General features: G+C 46.2%; 9 protein-coding genes. All 9 read right to left on the bottom strand.

Annotated features, from left to right (window positions below):
• Positions 1-174 precede the first annotated feature (174 nt).
• Entirely contained in the window at positions 175-4377 is a 4203-nt protein-coding gene (rpoC, locus tag H735_RS28965; protein ID WP_020198015.1) for a DNA-directed RNA polymerase subunit beta', read from the bottom strand.
• 105 nt (positions 4378-4482) lie between these two features.
• On the bottom strand, positions 4483-8511 hold the full coding sequence (rpoB, locus tag H735_RS28960; RefSeq protein ID WP_009705466.1) for a DNA-directed RNA polymerase subunit beta: 4029 nt from the start codon (positions 8509-8511) through the stop codon (positions 4483-4485).
• Positions 8512-8761: 250 nt separating this feature from the next.
• Positions 8762-9130: a 50S ribosomal protein L7/L12 gene (gene rplL / locus H735_RS28955; protein ID WP_009705465.1), complete on the bottom strand. Its 369-nt coding sequence runs from the start codon at positions 9128-9130 to the stop codon at positions 8762-8764.
• A gap of 57 nt (positions 9131-9187) precedes the next feature.
• Positions 9188-9682 carry a 50S ribosomal protein L10 gene (gene rplJ, locus H735_RS28950; protein WP_005451126.1) on the bottom strand — a complete coding sequence of 165 codons (495 nt, stop codon included), beginning with the start codon at positions 9680-9682 and terminating at the stop codon, positions 9188-9190.
• A gap of 293 nt (positions 9683-9975) precedes the next feature.
• Complete coding sequence (gene rplA, locus H735_RS28945; RefSeq protein WP_005384683.1) at positions 9976-10677, bottom strand: 50S ribosomal protein L1; 702 nt, start codon at positions 10675-10677, stop codon at positions 9976-9978.
• Positions 10678-10681: 4 nt separating this feature from the next.
• Positions 10682-11110 carry a 50S ribosomal protein L11 gene (gene rplK, locus H735_RS28940; protein WP_020198014.1) on the bottom strand — a complete coding sequence of 143 codons (429 nt, stop codon included), beginning with the start codon at positions 11108-11110 and terminating at the stop codon, positions 10682-10684.
• A 144-nt stretch (positions 11111-11254) separates the two neighbouring features.
• Positions 11255-11803 (bottom strand): transcription termination/antitermination protein NusG, encoded by a 549-nt coding sequence (gene nusG, locus H735_RS28935; protein ID WP_005440551.1) that lies wholly within the window; start codon positions 11801-11803, stop codon positions 11255-11257.
• A 13-nt stretch (positions 11804-11816) separates the two neighbouring features.
• Positions 11817-12197, bottom strand: a complete 381-nt coding sequence (gene secE / locus H735_RS28930) for a preprotein translocase subunit SecE (RefSeq protein WP_005440549.1) — start codon at positions 12195-12197, stop codon at positions 11817-11819.
• Between the two features lie 267 nt (positions 12198-12464).
• A partial coding sequence (locus H735_RS28925; protein WP_033006230.1) for an EF-Tu C-terminal domain-related protein occupies positions 12465-12815 on the bottom strand: 351 nt, incomplete at its 5' end.

Here is a 12815-nt window from a genome sequence, read left to right as displayed (position 1 = left end):
GAACAAGTCCCGTCAACGCCCTCTTAGTCAAAATAACTTTCACGACTCTCCCAAGGCACAGAGCTCGATTCCGTAAGCGAAGCATTCCCGCATCTCGAAGCGTAGCGTTCTAACCTTTGCTCCCAAAAACAAAAAAGGCACCCGAGGGTGCCTTTTCTTTTAAGCTCTTAACGATTATTCGTCAGAAGAGAAGCCTGCGTTTAGAAGTGCAGCTAGGTTATCTGTTGCTTGTTCAGCAGATGGACCTTCTTGCGCTTCAGCACGTTTAGCTTGACGATCTTGGTGGTATGCGAAACCAGTACCAGCTGGGATCAGACGACCAACAATTACGTTCTCTTTCAGACCACGTAGGTCATCACGCTTACCAGAAACCGCAGCTTCTGTTAGTACGCGAGTTGTCTCCTGGAACGATGCCGCAGAGATGAATGACTCAGTCGCTAGAGATGCCTTAGTGATACCTAGTAGCTCACGCTCGAAACGTGCTGGTTCTTTGCCTTCAGCTTCTAGGTTACGGTTAGAAATCTTAACTTGTGAGTATTCAACTTGCTCGCCAGGTAGGAACTCAGAGTCACCTGCGTGAGTAATTGTACACTTACGTAGCATTTGACGAACGATAGTCTCGATGTGCTTATCGTTAATCTTAACGCCTTGTAGACGGTAAACTTCTTGTACTTCGTTAGCGATGTACTGAGTTACAGCGTGTACGCCACGTAGACGTAGAATGTCATGTGGAGACTCTGGACCATCTGCGATCACGTCACCACGTTCAACACGCTCACCTTCAAATACGTTCAACTGACGATGCTTAGGAATCATCTCTTCGTAAGCGTCACCGCCGTCACGAGTGATTACTAGACGACGTTTACCTTTCGTCTCTTTACCGAAGCTTACAGTACCTGTGTGCTCAGCAAGAATCGCAGGCTCTTTAGGCTTACGAGCTTCGAATAGGTCAGCTACGCGAGGTAGACCACCGGTGATATCTTTGTTACCGCCAGATTTCTGAGGGATACGAGATAGTGTATCACCCACACCTACTTCTGCGCCGTCTTCGATGTTTACAATCGCTTTACCAGGTAGGAAGTAGTGAGCTGGCATTTCAGTACCAGGGATCATTACGTCGTTACCTTGCTCATCAACAAGTTTGATAGCTGGACGCATATCTTTACCTGCCGCTGGGCGAGATGCTGGGTCAGTTACTTCGCTTGAAGATAGACCTGTTAGGTCATCTGTTTGACGAGAAACTGTAACACCGTCGATCATGTCTACGAACTGGATGCGACCTGCCACTTCAGTGATGATTGGCATGGTGTGCGCTTCCCAGTTAGCAACAACGTCACCAGCTGTTACTGCATCGTTGTCGCCTTTGCTTAGCATCGAACCGTAAGGAAGTTTGTGCTTCTCTTTAGTACGACCGAATTCATCAATGATAGTTAGCTCAGATGCACGAGACGTGATTACTAGCTTCTTATCTTTGTTGATTACGAACTTAGCGTTGTGCAGTTTAACTGTACCAGTTATCTTCGCTTGGATGCTGTTCTCTGCTGCTGCAGTAGATGCCGCACCACCGATGTGGAACGTACGCATCGTAAGCTGTGTACCCGGTTCACCGATAGACTGAGCAGCGATAACGCCTACTGCTTCACCTTGGTTCACTAGGTGACCACGTGCTAGGTCACGACCGTAACACTGTGCACAACAACCGAAGTCAGAGTCACAAGTAACTACAGAGCGCACTTTCATGCTGTCTACTGAGTTCTCTTCCATGATCTGACACCACTTCTCATCAATTAGAGTGTTACGAGGGATCAGAACATCTTCTGTACCTGGCTTAAGAACGTCTTCAGCTACTACACGACCTAGCGCTAGCTCAGTTAGTGCAACTTTAACATCACCACCCTCGATGTGAGGCATCATGTCAACACCCTCGTGAGTGCCACAGTCATGTTCAGTTACAACAACGTCTTGAGCAACGTCTACTAGACGACGAGTTAGGTAACCCGAGTTCGCTGTTTTCAGTGCCGTATCCGCAAGACCCTTACGAGCACCGTGCGTTGAGATAAAGTACTGAAGTACGTTTAGACCTTCTTTAAAGTTCGCTGTGATCGGCGTTTCGATGATTGAACCATCTGGACGCGCCATCAGACCACGCATACCCGCTAGCTGACGAATCTGAGCTGCAGAACCACGAGCACCCGAGTCAGCCATCATGTAGATGCTGTTAAACGATTCTTGTTGCTCTTCTTCACCGTCACGGTTAACTACCGTTTCCGATGAAAGGTTTGCCATCATCGCTTTTGCTACGCGATCGTTGGTCGATGCCCAGATATCGATAACTTTGTTGTATCGTTCGCCCGCAGTAACAAGACCAGACTGGTACTGTTCCTGGATTTCACGTACTTCTTCTTCCGCTTCTGCGATTTCAGTGTACTTAGCTGACGGTACAACCATATCGTCGATACCAACAGATACACCAGATAGTGCCGCGTATGCGAAACCTGTGTACATGATTTGGTCAGCGAAGATTACAGTGTCTTTCAGACCTAGCTTACGGTACGCCTCGTTTAGTAGGTTAGAGATTTGCTTCTTACCTAGCTTTTGGTTAACGATGCTGTACGGTAGACCAGCTGGCACGATTTGCCATAGCATTGCACGACCGATAGTTGTATCAACCATCTTAGTCTCTGTTGTGCTGTTGCCGTCTTCGTCTACAACTGTTTCTGTAATACGTACTTTAACGCGTGCGTGTAGTTCAGCGGTCTTAGTGCGGTATGCTTTCTCAGCCTCTGCTGGGCCAGAAAGGTACATGCCTTCACCTTTCACGTTGATCTTGTCACGAGTCATGTAGTACAGACCCAATACAACGTCCTGAGAAGGTACGATGATCGGATCACCTGACGCTGGCGACAGAATGTTGTTTGTCGACATCATCAGAGTACGAGCTTCAAGCTGTGCCTCTAGAGTTAGAGGTACGTGAACCGCCATTTGGTCACCATCGAAGTCCGCGTTGTACGCCGCACACACTAGTGGGTGTAGCTGGATCGCTTTACCTTCGATTAGTACTGGTTCGAACGCCTGGATACCTAGACGGTGAAGTGTAGGTGCACGGTTCAATAGTACTGGGTGTTCGCGGATTACTTCGTCTAGGATATCCCAAACTACCGCTTCTTCACGCTCTACCATTTTCTTAGCAGCTTTGATTGTAGTCGCAAGACCACGAGTCTCTAGCTTGCTGTAGATAAATGGTTTGAATAGCTCAAGTGCCATCTTCTTAGGAAGACCACACTGGTGTAGACGAAGGTATGGACCTACTGTGATTACAGAACGGCCAGAGTAGTCTACACGTTTACCTAGAAGGTTCTGACGGAAACGACCTTGTTTACCCTTGATCATATCAGCAAGAGATTTCAGAGGACGTTTGTTAGAACCTGTGATCGCACGACCACGACGACCGTTATCTAGTAGCGCATCAACAGACTCTTGCAGCATACGTTTTTCGTTACGTACGATGATGTCCGGAGCAGCTAGCTCTAGAAGACGCTTCAAACGGTTGTTACGGTTGATCACACGACGGTATAGGTCGTTCAGATCTGAAGTCGCAAAACGACCGCCATCTAGTGGTACTAGAGGACGTAGATCTGGCGGAAGAACTGGAAGTACAGTCAGGATCATCCACTCTGGGTTGTTACCAGATTGAATAAACGCTTCTACCAGTTTCAGGCGCTTAGTGACTTTCTTACGCTTAGTTTCAGAGTTAGTTGTTTCTAGCTCTTCGCGCATTTGTTCAGCTTCAGCGTGCATATCCATAGAACCTAGTAGGTCCTTGATAGCTTCTGCACCCATCTTAGCAGTGAACTCATCACCCCACTCTTCTAGACGATCCAGATACTCTTCTTCAGTAAGCATCTGAGATTTTTCTAGATCAGTCATACCTGGTTCAGTTACTACGTACATTTCGAAGTAAAGAACACGCTCGATATCACGTAGTGGGATATCCATTAGTAGACCGATACGAGACGGTAGCGATTTTAGGAACCAGATGTGAGCTACTGGTGATGCTAGCTCGATGTGGCCCATACGGTCACGACGAACTTTAGTTTGTGTAACTTCTACACCACACTTCTCACAGATAACACCACGGTGCTTCAGGCGCTTGTATTTACCACAAAGACATTCGTAGTCTTTAACTGGACCAAAGATACGCGCACAGAAAAGACCATCGCGCTCAGGTTTGAACGTACGATAGTTGATCGTTTCAGGTTTTTTAACTTCACCGAAAGACCATGAACGGATCATGTCCGGAGAAGATAGACCGATTTTGATAGCATCAAATTCTTCGGTCTTATGCTGTGCTTTTAGAAAGTTTAATAAGTCTTTCACAATCAGCTCCTGTAAGGAGTTAAAAGGAGCTCACTCGCTAAAGTGAGCACCTTCTACCAAATAATCGCTTTTTGGTTCTCTCAACCTTGGTCAAGAGAAAAGAGATTACTCTTCGTCTTCTAGCTCGATGTTGATACCTAGCGAGCGAATCTCTTTCAACAGTACGTTGAACGATTCTGGCATACCAGGTTCCATGCTGTGGTTACCGTCTACGATGTTTTTGTACATCTTAGTACGGCCGTTAACGTCATCCGACTTAACCGTTAGCATTTCTTGTAGAGTGTAAGCAGCACCGTATGCTTCTAGTGCCCATACTTCCATCTCACCGAAACGCTGACCACCGAACTGAGCTTTACCACCAAGTGGTTGCTGAGTTACTAGGCTGTACGAACCAGTTGAACGAGCGTGCATCTTGTCATCAACAAGGTGGTTCAGTTTCAGCATGTACATGTAACCTACAGTTACAGGACGCTCAAACTGGTCACCCGTGCGACCATCAAACAGTTTTAGCTGACCAGATTCTGGTAGGTCTGCTAGTTTCAGTAGCGCTTTAATAGACGCTTCTGGTGCACCGTCAAATACTGGAGTCGCGATTGGTAGACCGCCACGTAGGTTCTTGATCAGAGTACGAACTTCGTCATCAGATAGAGAAGCAATGTCTACTTTCTGGCGAGTTTCGCCTAGATCGTAAACTTTTTGTAGGAACTCGCGGAATTTCGCTAGTTCTTGCTGCTCTTTAACCATCTGGTTGATCTTGTCACCTATACCTTTCGCTGCCAGACCTAAGTGTACTTCTAGGATCTGACCGATGTTCATACGCGAAGGTACACCCAGTGGGTTAAGTACGATGTCTACAGGCTGACCTTTCTCATCGTATGGCATGTCTTCAACAGGGTTGATCTTAGAGATTACACCCTTGTTACCGTGACGACCCGCCATCTTATCACCAGGCTGGATGCGACGTTTAACCGCTAAGTAAACCTTAACGATCTTCAGTACGCCAGGTGCTAGATCATCACCTTGAGTGATCTTACGACGCTTAGTTTCGAATTTCTTATCGAAGTCAGCTTTTAGCTCGTCCCACTGCTCAGCAAGTTGCTCAAGCTGTGATTGTAGTGCATCGTCTTCTAGCGTTAGTTCTAGCCACTTCTTACGATCAGTCGTGTCTAGTTTCGCTTCAGAGTAACCACCATCGATCAGTACAGCTTTAACGCGGTTTAGAAGGCCACCCTCAAGAATCTGGAATTCTTCAGTTAGGTCTTTCTTCGCTTCTTTAAGCTGCATTTGTTCGATTTCAAGCGCACGCTTGTCTTTCTCTACGCCATCGCGAGTGAAGACTTGAACGTCGATAATCGTACCTGATACAGAGTTAGGTACACGTAGTGAAGTATCTTTAACGTCAGATGCTTTTTCACCGAAGATTGCACGTAGTAGCTTCTCTTCAGGCGTTAGCTGAGTTTCACCTTTAGGTGTTACTTTACCAACTAGGATGTCGCCACCCTTAACTTCAGCACCGATGTAAACGATACCTGACTCGTCTAGTTTAGACAGAGCAGATTCACCTACGTTTGGAATATCAGCTGTGATCTCTTCAGAACCAAGCTTAGTATCACGCGCCACACAAGTAAGTTCTTGGATGTGGATAGTCGTGAAACGGTCTTCTTGAACTACGCGCTCAGATACTAAGATCGAGTCTTCGAAGTTGTAACCGTTCCAAGGCATGAACGCGATACGCATGTTTTGACCAAGCGCTAGTTCACCAAGGTCTGTTGAAGGACCATCAGCAAGAACGTCACCGCGTGATACAGGTTCACCTGGCATCACACATGGGCGCTGGTTAATACATGTGTTCTGGTTAGAACGTGTGTATTTAGTCAGGTTGTAGATGTCGATACCAGCTTCACCTGGTACTAGCTCTTCTTCGTTCACTTTAACAACGATACGAGAAGCATCTACTGACTGGATTACACCACCACGTTTAGCAACTGCAGTTACACCTGAGTCAACTGCTACGTTACGTTCAATACCAGTACCAACAAGCGGTTTGTCAGCTTTCAGTGTTGGAACTGCCTGACGTTGCATGTTCGCACCCATCAATGCACGGTTCGCATCATCGTGTTCTAGGAACGGGATAAGCGATGCAGCGATAGATACAACCTGGTTTGTCGCAACGTCCATGTACTGAGCGTGCTCACGAGGGTGTAGACCAGATTCACCTTTTTGACGAGCTGTGATCAGCTCATCTGCAAAACCGCCTTCTTCAGTTAGCGCAGCGTTAGCCTGTGCGATAACGAATTGGCCTTCTTCGATTGCAGATAGGTAATCTACTTCGTCTGTAACAACGCCATCTACAACGCGACGGTATGGTGTCTCTAGGAAACCGTACTCGTTACAACGCGCAAACGCAGATAGAGAGTTGATCAGACCGATGTTTGGACCTTCCGGCGTTTCGATAGGACATAGACGACCGTAGTGAGTTACGTGTACGTCACGTACTTCGAAGCCAGCACGTTCACGAGTTAGACCGCCAGGACCCAATGCAGAAATACGACGCTTGTGCGTTACTTCTGATAGCGGGTTGTTTTGGTCCATGAACTGTGAAAGCTGTGAAGAGCCAAAGAATTCTTTAACAGCTGCAGAGATTGGTTTCGCGTTGATCAGGTCTTGAGGCATGATTGCGTCAAGATCGCCTAGGCTTAGACGCTCTTTAACTGCACGCTCAACACGTACTAGACCTACACGGAACTGGTTCTCAGCCATTTCGCCTACAGAACGGATACGACGGTTGCCAAGGTGGTCGATATCGTCCACTTCGCCTTTACCGTTACGGATCGCGATAAGCTTCTTCATCACTTCAACGATGTCTAGCTCGTCAAGTGTGCCTTGCTCTTGAGCATCTTCACGGCCGATAGAGCTGTTGAACTTCATACGACCAACAGTCGATAGGTCGTAACGCTCTTCAGAGAAGAATAGGCTTTCGAATAGTGCTTCTGCAGCTTCTTTTGTTGGTGGCTCGCCAGGGCGCATCATGCGGTAGATTTCTACCAATGCAGAAATACGATCAACAGTGCTGTCGATACGTAGTGTTTCTGACATGAATGGACCGTGGTCTAGATCGTTGGTGAACAACGTTTCTAGTGATTTGTGGCCAGCCTGAGATAGGTTCGCTAGTGCTTCCAGGCTAATTTCCTGGTTAGCGTTAACAATGATCTCGCCTGTTGCTTCGTTGATGTAATCTTTCGATGCAACTTTACCAACGATGTACTCAACTGGTACTTCGATGTGATCAACGCCATCTTTTTCTAGTTGGCGGATATGACGAGCTGTTACGCGACGACCTTGCTCAACGTAAGTTTTACCGTTCGCTTCGATGTCGAATGACGCAGTTTCACCACGTAGACGATCAGGAACCAACTCCATTAGTAGAGTTTGGTCTTTCACTTCGAAGTTCACTTTCTCGAAGAAGATATCTAGGATTTCTTCTGACGTTTTACCAAGTGCACGAAGGATGATCGAAGCTGGTAGCTTACGACGACGGTCAATACGTACGTATAAGTTATCCTTAGGATCGAACTCAAAGTCTAACCATGAGCCACGGTAAGGAATTACACGTGCGTTGTATAGAACTTTACCTGAAGAGTGGGTCTTACCCTTATCGCTGTCGAAGAACACGCCTGGGCTTCGGTGCAGCTGGGATACGATAACCCTCTCGGTACCGTTAATTACGAAGGTACCATTGTCTGTCATAAGCGGAATTTCGCCCATGTAGACTTCTTGTTCTTTAATGTCTTTTACAGTACCTGCTGGCGCGTCTTTATCAAAGATAACTAGGCGTAGTTTTACACGTAGTGGCTTTGAGTAAGTTACACCGCGGATTTGACATTCTTTAACGTCAAAAACTGGCTCACCAAGACGGTAGCTAACGTATTGCAGCTCAGAATTGCCGTTGTAGCTCTGAATTGGAAATACAGAACGGAAAGCAGCTTCAAGGCCGTATTGACCTTCAGGATCCTGTTCGATGAATTTGTCGAACGAATCGAGCTGGATCGATAGCAGGTATGGAATGTCCAAAACTTGTGGACGAGTACCAAAGTCCTTACGGATGCGCTTTTTCTCGGTATAAGAGTAAACCATGGGGTTCCTCAGCTCGCTGATAAGTGACCCAAACCGTCCGCCCGCACCTAGTTACTTAAGGGGGGTAAGGGACAGTGACTAAATAGCTGTTTACTGTAGTGACATCTCATTGCGTAGGAATGAAATGTTTTTTGCATGGACATGAGACGCTTAAACAGCGGGAAAATTCGCTCATGCCCTACAGCGCAAAAAGGCCGGCGGTTAAAAAACCACCAGCCATTAGCCGTTAGGCTATGAAATTAAGTAATAATTACTTAACTTCAACAGAAGCGCCTGCTTCTTCTAGCTGAGCTTTAAGAGCTTCAGCTTCAGCTTTCTCAACGCCTTCTTTTAGAGGTGCTGGAGCGCCGTCTACAAGAGCTTTAGCTTCTTTAAGACCTAGGCCAGTTGCGCCACGTACTGCTTTGATAACAGCAACTTTGTTGCCGCCAGCTGCAGTTAGGATTACGTCAAATTCAGTTTGCTCAGCTGCAGCTTCGCCGCCTGCTGCGCCACCTGCAACTACTGCAGCAGCAGCAGATACACCGAATTTCTCTTCCATAGCTTCGATTAGTTCAACAACTTGCATTACAGACATTTCTGCAACTGCGTCTAGGATTTGCTCGTTAGTAATAGACATAACAATTCTCTTTTAAGTCAACAATAAGTTTATTTTGCAACCAGTAAAAAGCAAGGCTTAAGCCGCTGCTTCTTCTTTTTGATCGCGGATAGCAGCGATAGTACGTACCAGCTTGCCAGCAGAAGCTTCTTTCATGCACATCATTAGGCGTGCGATTGCTTCGTCGTAAGTTGGTAGTGTTGCTAGTACTTCAGCGTCAGTTAAAGCGCCTTCAAATGCAGCAGCTTTGATCTCGAAATCTTTGTTCTCTTTAGCGAAGTCTTTGAAAAGACGCGCTGCAGCACCTGGGTGCTCGTTAGAGAACGCGATTAGAGTAGGACCAGTGAAAGTGTCAGTTAGACACTCGTAGTCTGTACCCTGAACCGCACGACGTGCTAGAGTGTTACGCACGACTTTCATGTAAACACCCGCTTCGCGAGCTTGTTTACGTAGAGAAGTCATCGCGCCAACTTCAACGCCACGAGAATCAGCTACAACTGCAGAAAGTGCACCACTGGCAGCTTCGTTGACTTGAGCAACAATTGCTTTTTTGTCTTGAAGGTTTAAAGCCATCTTGGATTTACTCCTGGTTGTCGTTACACCACTCACTATCATCACGACAGTGAGAGCTATTGAGGTGCATTCCCAGAAGAAAGTTAACTATTTACATAGAGCTTTCTGTCAGTTCGGGCACCATCTACGTAGGATGATTAAGTTTGTTTTGAGAACAAACACCTACGGTCTTGGACGGAGACTGGGTCTTAATTCATTTCGAACTAGGAGACAGTTCAAAGAACCAATGTTCAGCCCCAACCACAAATATTAGGCGCAAAATTATACACAAATTTTGCGCCTAAGCAAATAAATTATGCTTGAGTGTTCAGGCTAGCCTGATCAACAGCAACACCAGCACCCATAGTAGTAGAGATGCTTACTTTCTTCAGGAAAGTACCTTTCGCTGAAGATGGCTTAGCTTTCTTCAGAGCAACTAGAAGAGCTTCTAGGTTCTCTTTGATCTGCTCAGCAGAGAAGTTTGCTTTACCGATAGTAGTGTGGATGATGCCGTTTTTGTCGTTACGGTAACGAACCTGACCAGCTTTAGCATTTTTAACTGCTTCAGCAACGTTAGGAGTTACAGTACCAACTTTAGGGTTTGGCATAAGACCGCGAGGACCTAGGATAGTACCTAGTTGACCTACAACGCGCATTGCATCTGGAGAAGCAACAACTACGTCGAAGTTCATTTCGCCTTTCTTAACTTGCTCAGCAAGATCTTCCATACCTACGATGTCTGCGCCAGCTTCTTTAGCTGCTTCAGCGTTTGCACCTTGAGTGAACACTGCAACGCGGATTTCGCGGCCAGTACCGTGAGGTAGTACAGTTGCACCACGTACGTTCTGGTCAGATTTACGAGCATCGATGCCTAGGTTAACAGCAACGTCTACAGACTCAACGAATTTAGCAGTAGCTAGTTCTTGAAGAAGAGCAACAGCTTCGTTGATTTCGTATTCTTTAGTTACGTCAACTTTTTCGCGGATTACGCGCATGCGCTTAGTTAGTTTTGCCATCTTATTAACCCTCTACCACTAGGCCCATTGAACGAGCAGTACCAGCGATAGAACGCTTCATCGCTTCGATGTCAGCACCAGTCATATCAGCAGCTTTAGTTTCTGCGATTTCTTGGATTTGAGCGTCAGTTACAGTGCCCACTTTTTCAGTGTTTGGACGACCAGAACCAGACTTAATGCCAGCAGCTTTCTTAAGAAGAACAGCAGCAGGTGGAGTCTTAGTTACGAACGTGAAAGAACGGTCGCTGTATACTGTAATAACTACTGGAGTTGGTAGACCTTTCTCAATAGATTCTGTTTTTGCGTTGAACGCTTTACAGAATTCCATGATGTTCACACCGTGTTGACCTAGAGCAGGACCAACTGGTGGACTTGGGTTCGCAGCGCCAGCAGCAACTTGTAGCTTGATGTAAGCTTCAACTTTCTTAGCCATGATATTTCCTAAAGTTTGGGTTCAAACGCTAGTCTGCTGACCAGCTCCCCGTTTACGTAAAATCTCTCTACTTCATGAGAAGTAAAAAGGCGCGAAATTATAGTCATAATTCGCGCCTTAGACAACCCTTAAAAAGGTGTTTTTTTAATCAAGTTTTTCAACTTGACCAAATTCAAGCTCAACTGGTGTTGCACGACCAAAGATCGATACAGACACTTTCAGGCGGCTCTTCTCGTAATCCACTTCTTCAACAGTACCATTGAAGTCAGCAAATGGACCTTCGTTAACACGTACCACTTCACCCGCTTCGTACATTGTACGAGGACGAGGAGACTCACTCGCTTTCTCGAGACGGTTAAGAATCGCGTCAGCTTCTTTATCTGTGATAGGTGCTGGACGGTCTGAGGTACCACCAATGAAGCCCATGACACGCGGCACACTGCGTACTAGGTGCCATGATTCATCGTTCATAATCATCTGAACAAGGACGTAGCCTGGGAAAAACTTACGTTCAGATTTACGACGCTGACCCGCGCGCATTTCCACTACTTCTTCAGTAGGAACTAGTACTTCACCGAATAGCTCTTCCATAGCGTGCATTTTGATATGCTCACGTAGAGACTGAGCTACACGACCTTCAAATCCAGAGAAGGCTTGAACTACATACCAGCGTTTTTTTGGAGCTTCACTCATGAATCACTACCCTCTATACCCCAGTTGCTAGAGCAACTAAACGAACCATGATGCCGTCAATTCCCCATAGCACTAGAGCCATTACAATACTTACAGCTAAAACAATCAGTGTCGTTTGCATGGTTTCTTGGCGTGTAGGCCAAACAACCTTACGAACTTCCATACGAGATTCTTTTGCAAAACTGATCGCTGCTTTACCTTTAGTCGTTGTCGCAGCAACGCCTAGGGCAGCTGCAATAAGAACAACAACGCCTGCAGCACGAACAACTACAGACATTTCACCATACAGGTAATTACCCACAACAGCGGCCGCTGCCAATACGAAAGCGGCAATCCACTTAAACGTATCTGCTGCGTTTGAGCTATCAGGAGTTTCAGCATTATTTGCTTTCATAAACCAACCTGTCACAAGTCTTAATATAGACGACAATAACCCCGCTGTTGCAGGGCAAACTCCATATCGCTGATAAAATCAGCGTTACTCTCTTAAGATTAAGCCTCTCCGCTTAATCTTGCTCTACTCTCAACCAAATTTTGAACAAGAAAACAGCTAAAATAATATTGAGTGCAGAAAAAGGGCATCAAATGATGCCCTTTTTGATACTGGTTCGTCAAATCTAATTCAAGATTTTCCGAAGACATTCGTTTAATTCGTTAAGAATTAGTCGAAGATCTTAGCAACAACACCAGCACCTACAGTACGGCCACCTTCACGGATAGCGAAACGTAGGCCTTCATCCATAGCGATAGGAGCGATTAGCTCAACTTGCATTTGGATGTTGTCGCCTGGCATTACCATTTCTACGCCTTCTGGTAGAGAGATGTCACCAGTTACGTCAGTTGTACGGAAGTAGAACTGTGGACGGTAACCTTTGAAGAATGGAGTGTGACGACCACCTTCATCTTTAGAAAGTACGTATACTTCTGACTCGAACTTAGTGTGTGGAGTGATTGAACCAGGCTTAGCTAGTACTTGACCACGTTCAACTTCGTCACGCTTAGTACCACGTAG

The organism is Vibrio owensii CAIM 1854 = LMG 25443 (assembly GCF_000817815.1).
Classification (GTDB): Bacteria; Pseudomonadota; Gammaproteobacteria; order Enterobacterales; family Vibrionaceae; genus Vibrio; species Vibrio owensii.
The sequence above is the reverse complement of the archived record's forward strand: the minus strand, read 5'-3'. Positions and strand labels throughout refer to the sequence as shown.